Here is a 17,246-nt window from a genome sequence, read left to right on the forward strand (position 1 = left end):
AGAATTAAAATGGAGCAGCTTTATGAGTACATCTTTTAGAATAAAACCGTTAGTTGCAGGCGTTCTTTTAACTCTATCCTTAAGTGCAATCGCACAAGCGGCAAGTGATAAGGTCGTTATCGCTCACCGTGGTGCAAGTGGTTATTTGCCTGAACATACGCTTCCTGCCAAAGCATTAGCTTATGCCCAAGGTGCAGATTATCTAGAGCAAGACTTGGTGATGACCAAAGACAACGAATTAGTTGTTTTACATGACCACTATCTTGATCGTGTAACAGATGTGGCTGATCGTTATCCTGATAGAGCAAGAAAAGATGGTCGTTATTACGCTATCGACTTTACGCTTGAGGAAATTAAAGGGCTGAAATTTACGGAAGGCTTTGACATTGTTGACGGTAAAAAAGTCCAAAGTTATCCAAACCGTTTCCCTATGGGCAAATCGGATTTCCGTGTACATACTTTCCAAGAAGAAATTGAATTTATCCAAGGTCTAAACAAATCAACAGGCCAAGATATTGGTATTTATCCTGAAATCAAAGCACCTTGGTTCCATGAACAAGAAGGTAAAGACATTACCACTAAAGTACTGGAAGTGCTTAAACAGTACGGTTATACGAAAAAAACCGACAATGTTTATCTACAATCATTTGATGCTAACGACCTAAAACGCATCAAAACAGAATTGATGCCAAAAATGGGCATGGATCTAAAACTTGTTCAGTTAATCGCTTATACCGACTGGAATGAGACCTATGAGAAACAGCCTGATGGTACATGGACAAACTATAGCTATGAATGGATGTTTAAGCCGGGCGCAATGAAAGAAATTGCCACTTATGCAGATGGCATTGGCCCTGATTACCATATGTTAGTAGAAGAAAAGTCAACGCCAGAAAAAATCACCTTAACGGGAATGGCGGCAGATGCTCACGAAAATAAACTGACTATTCATCCATTTACCGTTCGTATTGATAAACTGCCTAAATACGCCAAAGATGGTGATCAACTTTACGACATTATTTATAATCAAGCGGGTGCTGAAGGTGTCTTTACAGACTTCCCTGATTTAGGGGTTAAGTTCTTACAAAAACAAGCTAAATAATTCAAGATGCAGCTAGGCGACAAGTGAATGAAACACTAGTCACATACATGAGTATGTGACTAGTGCTAGTGATACAGTCAACAATGCTATAACTTGAAGTATGACAAATAGATACTCTTTCTTGTAAGATTTGCGCCCTTTCTGATTGTATATTTCTTCATCTTTCTCTAACTTATTCGAATAATTTAATTAAAAATCATAATTACTTTTTAATTTAGCTATCATTATTTATTAAATATTTAGAGGAAGGGATCACTATGACAATAATGGCTATTATTTTACTTATTCTTATCGTTCTTTTTATTGGTTGGGGAATTTCAATTTACAATCGTCTTATTGCGACACGCAATCAAGTAAGTAATCAATTTGCGAATATTGACGTTATTTTAAAACAGAGAGCTGACCAAATTCCTCAATTAATGGCGGTAGCTGAAAAAGCTATGGAGCACGAAAAAAGTGTATTTATTGCATTAAGTGACGCAAGACAACGCTATTTTAAAGCACAAAATATTAATGAAAAAATCAGCGCTACAAATGAGATGAATACTGCACTACGAGGCATGATTGCCCTTGCTGAAAATTATCCGACGCTAATTTCAGGTGAACAACTCGCATTACTTCAAACAGGTGTTAGTGACGTAGAAAATAAAATTGCTCAACGTCGTGAAGGTTTTAATGATGCAACAACTCACTACAACACCGCAATAGAGATGTTTCCTGATAGCTTAATTGCCGGACTTTTCCGCTTTGAACGTATGCAATTACTCGAAATACCAAAAGAAGAAATGAAATTTGAAGGCATCAAATTTAAAGAACAATAAGTTAAATAACCGTATTAAGGATAAATTGCAGTGTTAATTTATTTTTTTATCGGCTGTGCTGTAGGCGCATTAATCTATTTTTTACGCAGTAAACGCGCTCAAAAAAAGAAGAACAATTTGGGTATTGTTCCCTTTTTAGGGATAGCGTTTGCTGCTGGAAATTATCTGTTTTTTTCGCGAGGAAATGACCTTTATCCTAGCGGTGAAGACTCTGTTGTTAATCTTATATCCTGTATTGCATTCGCTGTTATTTTGATGTTTTCCTATGGTATTTCAAATCATATTGGAAATATTGGTGAAAAGGCGATAAAAAATTATCATCAATTACAAATGGAAGGTGAGTCTAAATTTTCAGCATTGATTAACACCATATTTATTAGCCTGTTACTGCTCTTTTTAAGCTTTGGCTTTTTTATTGACCATAGATTGTTCTTTTTAAGTTTCGTTTTAATGTTCGTTTATCAAATTGCCAAAAAAACACCTGAAAAGCGTTTTTTACGTTTTCAAAAAATTCTAGCGACATCTAAAATTCGCTCTTTAGCCATTGGGCTTGTTGAAATTGAAGGCAAGATAACTGCGGGTAAAAAACTCACAAGTCGCCTGGGTAAAAAAGAGTGCTATGGCTACTGCTATTATGAATATGACATATCCACAGATAAAGAAGGTAAGAAAAGCTATCGCCAAACACTCTGTGACAAAAAGATCAACAATTTTACTATGACTGATGATACAGGCTCGGTTCAAGTTCTTGCAGCTGACAAACCTTTAGTTCACCTTGGCATCGATCCTCACCAAGATCTGGAATATAACAATAAACGTTTTAAGGAGTACATCTTAGAAGCTGATACCACTTATTTATTAATAGGTAATGCAGAACCTATCAATGATGAAGTTGTTATCACACACAATGCTCCTCACTATCTATTAGGTTTATCACCACAAGATTATGTTGTCCGTTGGAACAAAGCACGCCCTTTTCGTCGTAACTCGGCCATCATCGTTATTATTGCTCTTTTTGTTATCTTATCCATTCTAGTGATACCAATGGATTACCAAAATGGCATCCTAACACTTTATTTTAATAGCACCTCTTCATCTTGGTAATTGATTAATATGGAATGGCTTATTTTCATCATTTTTATTCTCGCTTTGGTTTATTTTTTAATACGCCAATTAGTGATGATTTATAACAACATGGTAATGCTAAAAAATAATTGCTATAAAGCCTTTGCAAATATTGATGTTTTATTAAAAAAACAAGCCGATTTGATCCCCATGTTGATAGTGATTACACAAAAAGCGATGGATCATGAGAAAGCCTTATTTGAAAAATTAGCTGAAAATAGAGATCACTATTTACGCGCAGATGTATTAGACCAAAAAGTTGATTTAGCTAATCAGTTATTACCTCAAATAAAAAAATCACTCATCATTGCTGAAAAATACCCTGAACTTATCAGCGGAAAAAATTTACACGTATTACAAGCACAAGCTAAAGAGTTAGAAGAGTGTATTGCAGATAGACGTGAGTTCTTTAATCAATCCGTCACACTCTATAATACTGAAATACATATTTTTCCTAATGTATTGTTTAAATTGATTTTTAATTTTAAAGATATCCCTCTTTTTTACCCTAGTAGGGAGGCAACTTCATGATAGAAATTCCTTTTTCATTTTTTGGTATCACCGATTGGATATTAGGTCTTGGTGATCCCATCATGATTATTATGCTTGCCACTTTTGGTACATTATTTTCAATGGCGCTTATTTTACCATTAATGAGTATTACTCCTTTAAAAAAATATATGCCACAAATTGCAGGTGGGTTATTTAGCTCGGTATTTGTCAGCTTAATGGTCTTGATTAGTTTTAATTTAATACTCGGTGTTAACTCTGCATTAAAACTACTCTTAATCTGGTGGGTTATTTTATTTTCATGTATTACGTATTGGTTTATTAATTATCGCTATATGAAAGACGTAACAGGGAATAAATTTGCGAAGTTTCAAGAAAAAGCGCTTGAAGCAGAAGAAAAGCTAAGGCAAAACCGAAAATCAAAAAAATAAAAGAGAGCCTAGGCTCTCTTTTATTACACCATCGATATCACATTTATGCCCTGTAAACAGGAAATGCGATCACATCGCTAATACGCTCTACACCAAGCGCCAACATAATAAGACGATCAACGCCTAAAGCGACACCTGAACACTCTGGTAATCCCGCTTCAAGAGCCGCTAAAAAACGCTCATCAATAGGTTGCTCTGGTAATCCCATTGCGACTCGCTGACGATTATCACGTTCAAAACGATGACGTTGCTCTTGCGCATCAGTCAGTTCACGAAACCCATTTGCTAACTCAACACCTTTAAAATAAACTTCAAAACGCTCTGCTACACGATGGTCTTCAGAGCTTATTTCAGCTAATGAAGCTTGCGATGCAGGGAAATGATAGATAAAAGTAGGCTTTTCTAAACCGATATGAGGTTCAACCCCAGAAACAAATAGCAGCTGAAGCAGTGTATCTTTATCTTCTTCAGTATCTGCAATATTTGATAAATCCAGTTTTGCAGCTACTTCGCGTAATTTTTCTTTATCAACAGATAAAGGGTCGATATCGAGATAACGCAAGAATGCTTGTTGATAAGAAAGTGACTCTGATGCTTCACAATCTAAAACTTCTTGCAGTAGATCATCGACTTCATTCATCAACCGGTACATATCAAAACAAGGGCGATACCACTCTAGCATCGTAAATTCCGGATTATGATATCTACCGGCTTCCTCATTACGGAAGCAACGTCCCATTTGATAAATCGGCCCACTGTTTGCAGCTAATAAACGCTTCATGTGGTATTCAGGGCTTGTCATCAAATAAAGTTTTAGCCCTTGAGAAGCACCTGGCCCCACAAATTGGGTTTCAAATGGGCAAAGATGAACATCGGTAACGGTAGCCTGACTCATCATGGGTGTTTCAACTTCTAACACACCACGATCAGCGAAAAAACGCCTAATATTACTGACTATTTTCGCCTTTTTTAGCAAGTTGGCGATTGAGGCGCTTGGCTGCCAATCCGCGATTTCACTCATGAACGAAAAACTCCAACAGAAAACAAAGCGTGCAGTTTACTCGCATCCTCTTCAACAGACAAATTTCTCGTGACTGCTCCCCACCCTGTCGGGCGAAGCTTCCCACTTCTCAGGCCGCAACCGTCTGTGTGACGGATTTACGCGGGCCTCCATGCGCAGAAACGACGAGTCCCGCCGCTTGTAATTCCAGTATGCCCTTGCGTTCGATGTTGATCGCCGCGTTGATATCGCGGTCATGTTCAATTCTACACTCTGGACACTGCCATATGCGCTTATATAATGGCATTTCTGGCATCCTGTGACCGCAACAATGGCAGGTTTTCGAACTGGCGAACCATTGATCCAGTTTCACCACATGAACACCTTTTTCTGCTGCTTTGTATTCCAGTTTGGTGATAAATCCAGACCATCCCGCGTCGCCTATCGCACGAGCCAGATGGGGGTTTTTCATCATATTTGCCGCTTTCAGCGTCTCGACAATTACCGCTTGGTTTTCGTCAACAATTGCGCGAGATAATTTGTGCTGGAAATCGGCACGGGCATTGGCTACACGTTCGTGAACGGTGGCTAGTTGTATTCTGGCTTTGCGTCTGTTTGCGCTCCCTTTTTTCTTGCGGGAGAGGGTTTTCTGCTTCCGGCGCAGATTGTGGCTGGCGTTGATAAGATGGCGCGGATTAGCAATTTTATTACCATTCGATTTGATGACAAAATGCGTCAGCCCCATATCGAGCCCCATCACGTTTGATATCAGTGCGGGCTTCGCTGGCGCTTCCATTCCGTCGTCACAGAGTAGCGAGGCGTAATATTTCCCCGTTGCGGAACGGCTGATAGTAATGCTTTTTAACGTGCCCGTGATTTCACGATGCAATCGTGCTTCAATCGCCGGGATTTTCGGAATTTTGACTGCATCATCCAGCACTTTCACCCCAACACAGTGATAGCTCGATTGTTTGCCGTGTTTACGCTTGAATGCAGGGAAACGCGCTTTTAATTTCGGATTAAAGAAATTGGAAAAAGCCACATCGAGATTAATCACCGCCTGCTGCAACGCAAGAGAATCATATTCTTTAAGCCATTCATATCTGCGGGATTTCTTTGCCACTGCAAGCAGTGGTTTGAGGTCTTTACGCGGGTTTAAATTTACGCCGTGTCGCTGGTAAGCGTGTTTCTTGATATGCAGCGCTTTGTTGTACGCGAAACGAACCGCACCAAACTGAGCATTGAGATATTCAGCCTGTTTTGGTGTCGGGTAAATGCGTACTTTTGTTGCTCTTAATATAATTAGCGCTCATCGATATAATGTTGTTATTTTAACAAATTAAGTAAGTATATCAATTGAGTAAACGATGTGCATCTGCTGGTTGCTTACCCCCAAAACTGGCGGTCAGTGTGATGGTCAACAATCTGAAATCGGTATCCTCACGCCTACTGCGCCAGCAGAATACACATTTACGAATGCAAGGCAAAACTGGGCTTCTTTGGTCACGATCGTACTTCGTCTGTAGTGCCGGAGGTGCGACGATTGAAACACTCAGAGCCTATGTTCAGAGTCAGTCAACGCCTGATTGATCTTTAAAGCCCTGCAGGCTTTTCGCCTTATATCCCCGCCCGTATTGGGCGAGGGTTTACGGCAGATTTTGCTAATAAAGAAGGGTTTCATTTTATATTTTTTCACTCATCTTTTCTTTTTTTAAGTAAAAACACATAAGACAAATAAATGTAATTCTACAAAACATCTACTTTTGGGCACTTTTTATCGTTTAAATAAACACCAATCCAGAGTAAGAAACTCTGTGATTTTTCACTATTTTTATAATAAGAGTTAATTGTAATAATTCTTCTTCTCAATTGTAAATAACAATAAACTAACACTATGCTTATATTTAAATAGCCAAGCTCATCTAAACTTCAATGTTAACTTTCTATTTAAATCTACGTATTTTGATTAGTATTAAAAACCTTTAGAAATATTATTAATATTTTATTAACAATTAACAAGACAAACCGATTTGTTTTAGATAAATAGTAAAAAATTTATTTTAAATTTTTGAATCGGTTTTTATTAATTTAAATTAGACTTAAGAACCATAAAAACATTTACATATTAAAATCAATCTCTTATAAAAAACCATTGTCATTTTCAATTAAAGTTATCTATACTTTAAAAACAGGCTATTCATTACTATTTATAATTTTTAATTTAGAAAAATATATTCTATTTTAACTTCAAGTTTCTCTGTCGGCTTATTATCAAAACCCAGAATTCTTGGTGTGGATCACACTTTTTTTGCGAAATACAGGAAAACCATCATTCATATCAAATTTCGGTGCCCTACATTTCGTTATACTAAAATTACAGTCAATGATAATAAAGATGTTATCAAGCGCAGTCACAAGGCAGTGAAACAATTTCGTTACGGATAGCTTAAAAAAATAGCATTACAAATTAATAATGTCAGTGAATTGAATTCTAGACAATTATTCCAATTTTCACTTGAACAATGGAGAAGCGCAGTGCAAACCTTTAATGCCGATATAGCGATAATCGGAGCCGGGGGCGCAGGCTTACGAGCAGCAATAGCTGCAGCGGAAGCGAATCCTCAACTGAAAATTGCTCTGATCTCAAAAGTTTACCCAATGCGTAGCCACACCGTGGCAGCAGAAGGCGGATCAGCAGCAGTGACTCAGGCTCACGACTCCTATGATTTCCACTTCAATGATACCGTTTCAGGCGGTGACTGGTTGTGTGAACAGGATGTCGTAGATTACTTCGTTGAGCATTGTCCAACAGAGATGACTCAACTAGAACTCTGGGGCTGTCCTTGGAGCCGAAAAGAAGACGGGTCAGTCAACGTCCGACGTTTTGGTGGGATGAAGATCGAACGGACCTGGTTCGCAGCCGATAAAACCGGCTTCCACATGCTACATACCCTATTCCAAACATCCTTAAAATATCCACAAATTCAACGTTTCGACGAACATTTCGTTCTCGATATTCTTGTTGATGAAGGTCACGCTCGTGGTCTTGTTGCAATTAATATGATGGAAGGTACGAAAGTTCAAATTCGTGCTAACGCTGTCATTATGGCAACAGGTGGTGCAGGACGTGTTTATCGTTTCAATACCAATGGCGGTATTGTTACTGGTGATGGTATGGGTATCGCTTTACGTCATGGCGTTCCACTGCGTGATATGGAGTTTGTTCAATATCACCCAACTGGCCTACCAGGTTCAGGTATCCTGATGACCGAAGGTTGTCGTGGTGAAGGTGGTATTCTGGTCAATAAAGATGGCTATCGTTATCTACAAGATTATGGACTAGGACCAGAAACCCCATTAGGTAAACCAGAAAATAAATACATGGAATTAGGCCCTCGCGATAAAGTTTCTCAAGCTTTCTGGCATGAGTGGCGCGCAGGCCGTACCATCAAAACACACCGTGGTGATGTTGTTCATCTTGACTTACGTCATCTGGGTGCGAAAAAACTTCATGAACGTCTGCCATTTATTTGTGAACTGGCAAAAGCGTATGTGGGTGTTGACCCAGTTAATGAACCAATCCCTGTTCGTCCTACTGCTCACTACACTATGGGTGGTATCGAAACTAACCAACAAACTGAGACTCGTATTAAAGGCCTGTTTGCGGTGGGTGAATGTTCATCTGTTGGCTTACACGGCGCTAACCGTTTAGGTTCTAACTCACTGGCAGAGCTGGTTGTATTCGGTCGTCTTGCAGGTGAAGAAGCTGTTCGTTGTGCTCAAGAAGCAGCACCAGCTAACGCATCAGCATTAGATACTCGTACTCGTGATATCGAAGATGGCCTGAAAAAACTGATGAACCAAAAAGGTTCTGAAAGCTGGTCACAAATTCGCGATGAAATGGGTGAATCAATGGAAGAAGGTTGCGGTATCTATCGTACACCTGAATTAATGCAAAAAACCGTTGATAAACTGGCTGAATTAAAAGAACGCTTCAAACGCGTTGAAATTAAAGACACCAGTAGCGTCTTTAATACAGATTTACTGTACAAAATTGAGCTTGGCTTTGGTTTAGATGTCGCTGAATGTATGGCTCATTCCGCAATCAATCGTAAAGAGTCTCGTGGTGCACACCAACGTCTTGACGAAGGTTGTACTGAGCGTGATGACGTGAACTTCCTGAAACATACTCTGGCGTTCTATAACCCAGAAGGTGCTCCTCGTTTAGAATATAGCGATGTGAAGATCACGAAATCTGCTCCTGCTAAACGTGTCTATGGTGGTGAAGCGACTGCACAAGACAAGCAGAATAAGGAGAAAGCGAATGGCTGATGACATGAAGCACATTAAAATGGAAGTCATGCGCTATAACCCAGAAACGGACGAAGCGCCTCATTTCGTCACTTATGATGTTCCTTATGATGAGCAAACCTCATTACTGGATGCATTGGGTTATATTAAAGACAATTTAGCGCCTGATCTTTCTTACCGTTGGTCTTGCCGTATGGCGATTTGTGGCTCTTGCGGCATGATGGTCAACAAAGTGCCTAAATTAGCTTGTAAAACGTTTATTCGTGAATATCCAGACGGTGTAAGAGTTGAAGCACTGGGTAACTTCCCAGTTGAGCGTGACCTTGTTGTCGATATGACTCACTTTATTGAAAGCTTAGAAGCGATTAAACCTTATATCATTGGTAATGATCGTAAGCCTTCAGAAGGGACGAATAAACAGACTCCTGCTCAAATGGCGAAATACCACCAATTCTCTGGTTGTATCAACTGTGGTCTTTGCTATGCAGCATGTCCGCAGTTTGGTCTAAACCCAGAGTTTATTGGCCCAGCAGCGATTACATTAGCTCAACGTTACAACACAGATAGTCGCGACCATGGGGCAAAAGAGCGTATGCCTCAGTTAAATGGTGAGAACGGTGTCTGGTCTTGTACCTTTGTTGGCTACTGTTCTGAAGTCTGTCCAAAACATGTGGATCCTGCTGCCGCTATTCAGCAAGGTAAAGCAGCCAGTGCGCAAGACTTTGTCATTGCGATGCTGAAACCACGTTAAGGAGGAAACAAGACATGACAACAAAACGTAAGCCTTATGTTCGTGGCATGCAACCAAACTGGTGGACGAAACTTGGATTCTATCGTTTCTATATCACCCGTGAAGGGACTTGTCTGCCACAACTTTGGTTCAGTCTGGTTGTACTGTTTGGTGTATTCGCACTAAAAAATGGACCGGAAAGTTGGGCAGGTTTCGTTGGATTCCTGAGCAACCCAATTGTAATGCTGATTAACATTGTGACCCTGATTGCAACGGTCTTCCACTCTGCGACTTGGTTCAAACTTGCACCAAAAGCAGTGGTTATCGTTGTTAAAGATGAAAAAATGCCACAAGAACCTATCGTTCGTGGTTTCTGGGGTGTCACTATCGTTGTTACTGCCGCTATTCTGGCAGTGGCGTTAATTTAACCCAGGAGGAAATAATGAATCAGAATCAACTTCCTAAGCGCTCTGATGAACCTATTTTCTGGGGATTATTTGGTGCAGGTGGTATGTGGAGTGCGATTGTTTCTCCAGCAATCATCATCCTGCTCGGTATCCTAATCCCTATGGGTATTGCGCCAGAAGCATTTACTTACGAACGTATTATGGCATTTAGCCAAAGCATCATTGGTCGTCTGTTCTTACTGCTAATGATCATTCTGCCAGTTTGGTGTGCATTACACCGTATTCACCATACTCTGCACGATTTTAAAGTGCATGTACCTGCAAGCAAATGGGTATTTTATGGTGGTGCAGCAATTATCAGCGTTATCGCTATCATTGGTGTATTTACACTGTAATTGATTAATACGTAAGATAAAAAGCCACTCAATTGAACTGACCCCAGTTTATTGGACAGTTTAAATTAGTTAGGCAAAGACTGAGTTCGGTATTGAACTGGACTCAGTCCTTTTAATTTTATCTTGATCCTTTCAGTATTGTAATACATTATAAATTCTTCTATCCCTTCGAAATCCTTAGCCACACAATAGGTTATATCACAGTTATATCACCACAATACCGTAGGCAATAATTTTTTAATTATATCTATCTTATTAAAATATACTTTAATAACTTAAATTTTATTAAAAAATTCTTTAATAAGTTATGTTTTATTAAAGTATACTTTAATAAAACTAACCTCAGTAAAAGGATTTTTTAATGAAATGCACATCAGGACAATTTATCGAAACGCGCAGCTATGATGAAACAGTTAAAGCTTTTATACCAGCGCCTTTACCACCAAAGATAGACCCCACATCATATTTAGAATCAAATAAAAAAGCTGAAAATTCTTTAGCAAAACTATCTGGTATGTCTGGACTCGTTGCTTCTAGTCAGTGGCTGGTATATAGCGCTATTCGTAAAGAAGCTCTACTAACTTCACAGTTGGAAGGTACACAAGCAACGTTAACTGATATCTTTGATGAAGAGGCAGGACTTACAGTTGTAAATATTGATGATGTTGAAGAAGTAACTAATTATCTACAATCATATAAATTTGTTAATAATGAACTTAACTCACCATCAGGTTTACCTGTTTGTATCCGCCTACTTAAACAAGCCCATCAAATCCTATTATCAAGCTCTCGTGGCGCAACAAAACAACCTGGAGAAATAAGGACAACACAGAACTGGATTGGAGGAACTAGACCCGGTAATGCTTCTTATGTCCCACCTCCACCAGAGAAAGTAGATGAGTTACTGTCTGATCTGGAAAAATTTATTCATAATTCTTCTCCATCATTACCGCCATTGGTGCGTATTGCATTAGTACATGCTCAGTTTGAAACTATTCACCCATTCCTTGATGGTAACGGACGCATTGGTCGCTTGTTAATTGCCATGCTTCTTGAAGAATGGCAATTACTGAAAGAACCTCTTTTGTATGTATCCGGCTATTTAAAAAGGCATCAGCAATACTACTATCAGTGCTTAACAGATATCAGAAACGATGGCAATTGGGAACAGTGGGTAACATTTTTTCTTGAAGCCGTATGTTTTTCAGCAGATGAAGCACAACAAAATATTATAAAAATTGCGACATTATTTGCTAATGACAGAAAGAAGCTCCTCTCAATGCATTCAACATCCGTGCATACTATTCGCCTATTTGAATATTTGCCAACAATGCCAAAACTCACTGTAGAACGAGCCGTTGAGCTTCTTGATGTGACTTATCCAACAGCAAACACCGCAGTGAAAAATCTGGTTGAAGCAGAGATTTTGACTGAAACATCAGGTAAAGCACGACATAGAAGTTATACCTATTATCGCTATGTGGAACTTCTTCGAGATTAATAAATACTGCGGTTATATTTAACGTTGATACATCTTATATTCAGCCAAAAGCCACTCAATTGAGTGGCTTTTTTATGGAAAACTGATGATAATCAACTCGCTAATTTCAGCCCAATAATACCGAAAATAATCATAGCTAAACTGAGTAAACGATAGATATTCGCGGACTCACCAAAGACTAAAATACCAAAGATTGCGGTACCCACTGCACCAATACCAGTCCAAATTGCATAAGCCGTACCCGCAGGCAAGCCTTTCATGGCATAAGACAACATTCCCATGCTCACAACCATAGCACTAATGGTAATAATACTGGGTGTTAGACGCGTAAAACCGTGTGTGTACTTAAGGCCGACAGCCCAAACGATCTCTAATAAACCCGCGATAAAAAGGATAATCCAAGACATAACATCCCCTACTCGATAAGTTGGGGTCGTCCCCTGAATACAAAGACAAAAAGCTGGGTCGTCCCAGCTTTCGAAAGATGAAGGTCAAGTATAAGAAAAAGAAATTAATCGTGCAATAGTACAAAACTAACTCAGTTTTTCTTCGGTGCGCCCTCTTCACCATAAAGAAAAGCAGAAACATCGTCTTCCACTTCACCCATTGCCATCAAAGCATCCAGAGTCTCTTTTGCTTCTTCTTCATTGACGATACTCATGGCAAAACCAACATGCACCAGCACCCATTTGCCAATCATCGTATGAGGCTCACCTTCGCAAACTAGTGCGATATTCACTTCTCGCTTAACGCCGCAAACATCGACCATCGCATTTTCAGTGATTGTTTTTCCAACTTCAACAACCTGACCTGGAATACCAAGACACATAACAACCCCTATTCGATCTCTATTTGCTTTATTCGCATTGCATCGTCATTTTCAACGCGTAGATTCTGGCTACCACAAGATGGGCAACCTGCATTAAAGGTTGAAACAGTGACTACTTGATGACAATCCCAACACCATGCTTTTGCGGGAATAACCTCAATATGTAATTCACAGCCTTGGGCAAGGGTGTCTCTGCAAACAATATCAAAGCAAAACTCAAGTGCACTGACTTCAACACAAGATAATGCGCCAATTTCCATCCATACGCTTTTTACTTTTTTTGCATTATTTAATTTAGCTTGAGAATCTATTATCTCAAATGCGCTCTGGCAAAGCGTGATTTCATGCATGTCGATACCTTATTGAAGCGAGATAAATAATAGCAACTATAGTATCAGCACATAGTTGCTTTATTATTGATCTTAGAACAACAATTCAGCACCGGTTTCAAAAGCGGCTTTACGGCGACGCTCTTTGACCATTTCTTCAAGTGCATCTCTATCGATACACACTAAAGCATGAGTTGGGCAGACTTCAATACATGCAGGACCCGCTTCACGGTGATGACATAAGTCACATTTGTTTGCTTCTGCTTTAAATGCCTCAATCGCATTAAGCGCAGTTGACTTACGCATAATCGGACGAGAAACCACTTCCATCGTGCCATAAGGACAAGCCAGAACACAGGTTTTACAGCCGATACATTTTTCCTGATCGACATAGTAATAATCTTTGTTATGAATGATGGCGCCATTTGGGCACACATTGGCACAAGGGGCATCTTCACATTGATGGCAAACAACTGCTGTACTGATTGAAAATCCTTTAACGACATGAATGCGAGGTTGGAAATTTTGCTCACTAATTTGGTCAATGGCTAAATTATCTTGGTCTGCTTGCTGATGTGATACAACACAAGCCACTTCACAAGTATGGCAACCAATACATTTTTTAGGGTCTGCAATGATGAAACGGTTCATCATATTCTCCTGATTTTTGTTATATATAGCTGTTATATATAGCCGTTATATATGGCGATAAATGCAACGAGTTATTCTAATTAAGAGTAATAATTAGAGTATCAATAGAATGAATCTAGCACGGTTCATGCCAATATATTTTTGATATAACTATTCCTTATTTTTCAATTAAATAATTTTCAAATAAAAATGATTATTAATTAATTAATAAGTCACTTCGTCAAATTATTCGACAATTTTGACGACAAAATAAATCGTTATATATTTGATTATATAGTGATTTGATACGTTTATATTCTTAAGTTTCATTACATATACAAAAATAGCGGGTTGGATCAAAAATGATTCAGTCATTGATATAAATTTATTATAAACCTACTACAATATAGCTAATTTTTTAGGGCAATCGGTGGTGTCATGAAATTAAGCAGTAACAATGCTGAAACTATGGAGAGCCTTCGTAATGAGCGCAACCAATATCGAATATTGGTTGATATCACAAATTCTGTATTAGCTCATCTAGACATGGATGGTCTTATTTCTGAAGTCTCTAAAGAAATACATCGTTTTTTTGGACTAAACCATATTAGTCTTATGTTATGCCGTACCTCATCACAAAATAGTAGTGAAGGTATTCTTTATTCTAGTCGTTATCAGACTGGGAAACCTGTTATTCGTCAACAACGTAAATTTAGTAGCGCGAATAACAAAGCTGAAGAAATTATTAGTCAAAATAAGCCTGTCTTGATTGATATTAATAAAGAAGATCAGGAAGATATTTTGATTAAACGTCTAGTTAAGCAAAATATGCAGACGGCTTTGTTATTGCCACTGGCTTTTAATCATAAACCTCTTGGTTTATTAATTTTAGCGCATGAAATAGGAAGCGTTTTTACTAACGATACTTGCCAATTACTTCAACAAATTGCAGCCCGTATTGGTATTGCCATTGAAAATGCGGCAGCTTATGAAGAGATCACGCATTTAAAAGATAGTTTAAAGAATGAGAATATTTGGCTTAATGAACAGATAGATAATAATGCATGTTTTAGTGAGATTATTTATCAAAGCGATGCTATGCATAATGTGCTCGAACAAATTGAGTTAGTGGCACAAAGTGATAGTACCGTTCTTATATTAGGCGAAACAGGTACTGGTAAAGAATTAATTGCACGCGCTATTCATAGTCTAAGTCAGCGAAAAAATAAGACGATGATAAAAATGAACTGTGCAGCAGTGCCTTCTGGTCTTTTAGAAAGCGACCTCTTTGGTCACGATAAAGGTGCATTTACAGGCGCAACAAATACGCATATTGGCCGATTTGAAATGGCAGATAAAAGTACGCTATTTCTAGATGAAATTGGTGATATGCCCATTGAATTACAACCTAAACTGCTTCGTGTTCTTCAAGAGCGTGAAATAGAAAGATTAGGCGGTAATAAAGTTATTCCTGTGGATGTCAGACTTATCGCGGCAACCAATAAAGATCTCCATGATTTAACGGATGAAGGTGAATTTAGAGAAGATCTTTATTATCGCCTTAATGTTTTTCCTATTATTATTCCGCCACTAAGAGAGCGACCTGAAGATATTCCGCTTTTAGCAAAACATTTCACGCAAAAAATTGCGCGAAGAATGGATAGAAAAATAGATTGTATTCCAGCTAATGCATTGGAACAATTAACACTTTATCCGTGGCCGGGTAATGTTCGTGAACTTGAAAATATTATTGAACGTGCAGTTATTTTAACGCGAGGTTCAACACTAAACCTTCAGTTAAAAGAGCTTCATATTAATAAACCCTCTCGTTTAAAACAGGTGCTATCTCAACCTTCATCTATTGAAAAGCGTATGCAAACTAATGCGCCAGAAAGTGATGATGAGGAGCGAGAAAGGATCATTCAAGCGTTAAGAGAAACTAATGGTGTGGTTGCTGGTGCTAGAGGCGCTGCTTTAAAATTAGGATTAAAAAGAACAACGTTATTATCACGGATGCAACGTTTAGGTATTTCCATTCCAGAAATACTTTAATTTTGATCTAATTACTTAATTATTTTAAGAGAGTGTAATTAATTTATTACACTCTCTATTTTTTATATTTGAAACTTATTAATCTACATCTATAATTCACCTGATTATATTTTATTAGTTATTCCCCTAATTAATTATTAATAATATAAACCATCAATGGAGCATATTATATATGAATAGCCTGCTTATAAATAAAATTAGTGAAATAAGAAAAAAGTACAAAAATAATAAATATGTTTTTATTCCTCAAAATATTGTCATTGATTTGATAAAACAATTAGGTGCTGAAGAGAAAGATATTAATGCACTAATGGAATATGGTGACTATTTAACACAAGATCCAACGCTTTCATTTCGCCACTCTCGAACTGGACGCTACCTTTTTGATAATGATATGGAAACGATCTCTAGACTAGAGTACCAACCTTTTGTTCTCACTGAAGAAGATGGATTTATTCGTGAAGATAGTGGCGCACAAAGGCATTTTAGAGCACTTGATGATCGCTGGCAGAGCAATACAGCTTATCAAGCGATATTAAAATTAAAAATGCTATTAATTCAAGGTAATACATTTACACCACGTCACTTAACAGATCAAAATTCGCCTAAATCAATATCCACTGTTTTCCATTTAAGGTTAATTGCCCAACCAGATTCTTTAAGTGAACTTTCAATTGAAGGCGTTCATAAAGATGGCGTTGATCACACCATGATTGTGATGATGAATAAGAATAACGTTAAAGATAATACAGGTGCTTTACGTGTGCATTCACCGAAAGAAGCCATAGGAACACCTTGGCAAGAAATCAACCCTGAAAATGTGCTTTATGAACACAATAATGCGCAATATCTTGATGTCTTATTAATTGCAGATAATGAATTAAATCATAGTGGTACACCTATTTTTACTCATGATAATAAAAATCAGGCTTACCAAGATTTTATCGTTTTATTATCTCGTTACCCCACAGTTGATGCTCACCCATCACATAAATTCGACTCAATGAATGCACACCCCGATTTATCCTTAACGCTTTATTTAAATCAGTCAGTCGCTTAGTTAAAGCGTTATC

General features: G+C 38.2%; 18 protein-coding genes and 2 pseudogenes. 13 read left to right on the top strand and 7 right to left on the bottom strand.

The features are described from left to right. Window positions 1-22 precede the first annotated feature (22 nt). The 5 genes from glpQ (at window position 23) to GTK47_RS19460 (ending at window position 3,989) form a co-directional block, all read left to right on the top strand. Window positions 23-1,102 (top strand): glycerophosphodiester phosphodiesterase, encoded by a 1,080-nt coding sequence (gene glpQ, locus GTK47_RS19440; RefSeq protein WP_165126310.1) that lies wholly within the window; start codon window positions 23-25, stop codon window positions 1,100-1,102. A 257-nt stretch (window positions 1,103-1,359) separates the two neighbouring features. Further along, window positions 1,360-1,923, top strand: coding sequence for a LemA family protein (locus tag GTK47_RS19445; RefSeq protein WP_165126313.1), 564 nt, complete (start codon window positions 1,360-1,362; stop codon window positions 1,921-1,923). 30 nt (window positions 1,924-1,953) lie between these two features. Then, window positions 1,954-3,027, top strand: a complete 1,074-nt coding sequence (locus tag GTK47_RS19450; RefSeq protein WP_165126316.1) for a hypothetical protein — start codon at window positions 1,954-1,956, stop codon at window positions 3,025-3,027. A 9-nt stretch (window positions 3,028-3,036) separates the two neighbouring features. After that, on the top strand, window positions 3,037-3,579 hold the full coding sequence (locus tag GTK47_RS19455) for a LemA family protein (RefSeq protein ID WP_165126319.1): 543 nt from the start codon (window positions 3,037-3,039) through the stop codon (window positions 3,577-3,579). Next, window positions 3,576-3,989: a hypothetical protein gene (locus GTK47_RS19460; protein ID WP_165126322.1), complete on the top strand. Its 414-nt coding sequence runs from the start codon at window positions 3,576-3,578 to the stop codon at window positions 3,987-3,989. Before GTK47_RS19455 ends, GTK47_RS19460 begins: the two co-directional genes overlap by 4 nt. 43 nt (window positions 3,990-4,032) lie before the next feature. Here GTK47_RS19460 and epmA read toward each other — a convergent pair whose 3' ends face one another. Together epmA and GTK47_RS19470 are read right to left on the bottom strand one after the other, a co-directional pair. Beyond that, window positions 4,033-5,010, bottom strand: a complete 978-nt coding sequence (epmA, locus tag GTK47_RS19465) for an elongation factor P--(R)-beta-lysine ligase (RefSeq protein ID WP_165126325.1) — start codon at window positions 5,008-5,010, stop codon at window positions 4,033-4,035. A 109-nt stretch (window positions 5,011-5,119) separates the two neighbouring features. Further along, the gene (locus tag GTK47_RS19470; protein WP_165126776.1) at window positions 5,120-6,289 is read right to left on the bottom strand and encodes an RNA-guided endonuclease TnpB family protein; all 1,170 of its coding nucleotides are present in this window, start codon (window positions 6,287-6,289) and stop codon (window positions 5,120-5,122) included. A 69-nt stretch (window positions 6,290-6,358) separates the two neighbouring features. Between GTK47_RS19470 and tnpA the strand changes: the two are divergent. The 5 genes and pseudogenes from tnpA to frdD all read left to right on the top strand — a co-directional run. Continuing rightward, window positions 6,359-6,579 (top strand): annotated as a pseudogene (tnpA, locus tag GTK47_RS19475) (IS200/IS605 family transposase); the annotation flags it as partial. A 945-nt stretch (window positions 6,580-7,524) separates the two neighbouring features. Then, window positions 7,525-9,321: a fumarate reductase (quinol) flavoprotein subunit gene (gene frdA, locus GTK47_RS19480; RefSeq protein WP_165126328.1), complete on the top strand. Its 1,797-nt coding sequence runs from the start codon at window positions 7,525-7,527 to the stop codon at window positions 9,319-9,321. Then, window positions 9,314-10,051, top strand: a complete 738-nt coding sequence (locus tag GTK47_RS19485; RefSeq protein ID WP_075672948.1) for a succinate dehydrogenase/fumarate reductase iron-sulfur subunit — start codon at window positions 9,314-9,316, stop codon at window positions 10,049-10,051. Before frdA ends, GTK47_RS19485 begins: the two co-directional genes overlap by 8 nt. A 14-nt stretch (window positions 10,052-10,065) precedes the next feature. After that, window positions 10,066-10,458 carry a fumarate reductase subunit FrdC gene (gene frdC / locus GTK47_RS19490; RefSeq protein ID WP_088493866.1) on the top strand — a complete coding sequence of 131 codons (393 nt, stop codon included), beginning with the start codon at window positions 10,066-10,068 and terminating at the stop codon, window positions 10,456-10,458. A gap of 14 nt (window positions 10,459-10,472) precedes the next feature. Beyond that, window positions 10,473-10,832, top strand: a complete 360-nt coding sequence (gene frdD / locus GTK47_RS19495) for a fumarate reductase subunit FrdD (RefSeq protein ID WP_006535438.1) — start codon at window positions 10,473-10,475, stop codon at window positions 10,830-10,832. 65 nt (window positions 10,833-10,897) lie between these two features. Here the strand turns inward: frdD and GTK47_RS19500 are convergent. Continuing rightward, window positions 10,898-10,996: pseudogene (locus GTK47_RS19500) on the bottom strand (IS3 family transposase); the annotation flags it as partial. A gap of 197 nt (window positions 10,997-11,193) precedes the next feature. Here GTK47_RS19500 and GTK47_RS19505 point away from each other — a divergent pair. Beyond that, window positions 11,194-12,333, top strand: coding sequence for a Fic family protein (locus tag GTK47_RS19505; protein WP_165126331.1), 1,140 nt, complete (start codon window positions 11,194-11,196; stop codon window positions 12,331-12,333). Between the two features lie 92 nt (window positions 12,334-12,425). On the opposite strand, the gene sugE is transcribed toward GTK47_RS19505, so the two are convergent. The 4 genes from sugE to hydN all read right to left on the bottom strand — a co-directional run bounded on the left by sugE (window position 12,426) and on the right by hydN (window position 14,142). Continuing rightward, window positions 12,426-12,740: a quaternary ammonium compound efflux SMR transporter SugE gene (gene sugE / locus GTK47_RS19510; RefSeq protein ID WP_069368216.1), complete on the bottom strand. Its 315-nt coding sequence runs from the start codon at window positions 12,738-12,740 to the stop codon at window positions 12,426-12,428. A gap of 131 nt (window positions 12,741-12,871) precedes the next feature. Further along, on the bottom strand, window positions 12,872-13,162 hold the full coding sequence (gene hybG, locus GTK47_RS19515) for a hydrogenase maturation factor HybG (RefSeq protein ID WP_036933156.1): 291 nt from the start codon (window positions 13,160-13,162) through the stop codon (window positions 12,872-12,874). A gap of 8 nt (window positions 13,163-13,170) precedes the next feature. After that, entirely contained in the window at window positions 13,171-13,512 is a 342-nt protein-coding gene (hypA, locus tag GTK47_RS19520; RefSeq protein ID WP_069368214.1) for a hydrogenase maturation nickel metallochaperone HypA, read from the bottom strand. A 72-nt stretch (window positions 13,513-13,584) separates the two neighbouring features. Then, entirely contained in the window at window positions 13,585-14,142 is a 558-nt protein-coding gene (gene hydN / locus GTK47_RS19525) for an electron transport protein HydN (RefSeq protein ID WP_165126779.1), read from the bottom strand. 417 nt (window positions 14,143-14,559) lie between these two features. On the opposite strand from hydN, the gene GTK47_RS19530 reads away from it, so the two are divergent. Together GTK47_RS19530 and GTK47_RS19535 are read left to right on the top strand one after the other, a co-directional pair. Continuing rightward, a complete protein-coding gene (locus GTK47_RS19530; protein ID WP_165126334.1) occupies window positions 14,560-16,173 on the top strand; it encodes a sigma 54-interacting transcriptional regulator in 1,614 nt (537 codons plus the stop codon). Window positions 16,174-16,345: 172 nt separating this feature from the next. After that, the gene (locus GTK47_RS19535; RefSeq protein ID WP_165126337.1) at window positions 16,346-17,233 is read left to right on the top strand and encodes a 2OG-Fe dioxygenase family protein; all 888 of its coding nucleotides are present in this window, start codon (window positions 16,346-16,348) and stop codon (window positions 17,231-17,233) included. Window positions 17,234-17,246: the final 13 nt, after the last annotated feature.

Origin of the sequence: Proteus sp. ZN5, from assembly GCF_011046025.1 — a bacterium.
In the GTDB taxonomy this organism is placed as follows: domain Bacteria; phylum Pseudomonadota; class Gammaproteobacteria; order Enterobacterales; family Enterobacteriaceae; genus Proteus.

Coding starts and splice junctions, on each gene's coding strand:
- sugE (WP_069368216.1), bottom strand. CDS start 12,740: ATGTCTTGGATTATCCTTTTTATCGCGGGTTTATTAGAGATCGTTTGG.
- GTK47_RS19445 (WP_165126313.1), top strand. CDS start 1,360: ATGACAATAATGGCTATTATTTTACTTATTCTTATCGTTCTTTTTATT.
- epmA (WP_165126325.1), bottom strand. CDS start 5,010: ATGAGTGAAATCGCGGATTGGCAGCCAAGCGCCTCAATCGCCAACTTG.
- frdD (WP_006535438.1), top strand. CDS start 10,473: ATGAATCAGAATCAACTTCCTAAGCGCTCTGATGAACCTATTTTCTGG.
- GTK47_RS19460 (WP_165126322.1), top strand. CDS start 3,576: ATGATAGAAATTCCTTTTTCATTTTTTGGTATCACCGATTGGATATTA.
- hypA (WP_069368214.1), bottom strand. CDS start 13,512: ATGCATGAAATCACGCTTTGCCAGAGCGCATTTGAGATAATAGATTCT.
- GTK47_RS19485 (WP_075672948.1), top strand. CDS start 9,314: ATGGCTGATGACATGAAGCACATTAAAATGGAAGTCATGCGCTATAAC.
- GTK47_RS19535 (WP_165126337.1), top strand. CDS start 16,346: ATGAATAGCCTGCTTATAAATAAAATTAGTGAAATAAGAAAAAAGTAC.
- GTK47_RS19530 (WP_165126334.1), top strand. CDS start 14,560: ATGAAATTAAGCAGTAACAATGCTGAAACTATGGAGAGCCTTCGTAAT.
- hybG (WP_036933156.1), bottom strand. CDS start 13,162: ATGTGTCTTGGTATTCCAGGTCAGGTTGTTGAAGTTGGAAAAACAATC.
- GTK47_RS19505 (WP_165126331.1), top strand. CDS start 11,194: ATGAAATGCACATCAGGACAATTTATCGAAACGCGCAGCTATGATGAA.
- GTK47_RS19455 (WP_165126319.1), top strand. CDS start 3,037: ATGGAATGGCTTATTTTCATCATTTTTATTCTCGCTTTGGTTTATTTT.
- frdC (WP_088493866.1), top strand. CDS start 10,066: ATGACAACAAAACGTAAGCCTTATGTTCGTGGCATGCAACCAAACTGG.
- glpQ (WP_165126310.1), top strand. CDS start 23: ATGAGTACATCTTTTAGAATAAAACCGTTAGTTGCAGGCGTTCTTTTA.
- hydN (WP_165126779.1), bottom strand. CDS start 14,142: ATGAACCGTTTCATCATTGCAGACCCTAAAAAATGTATTGGTTGCCAT.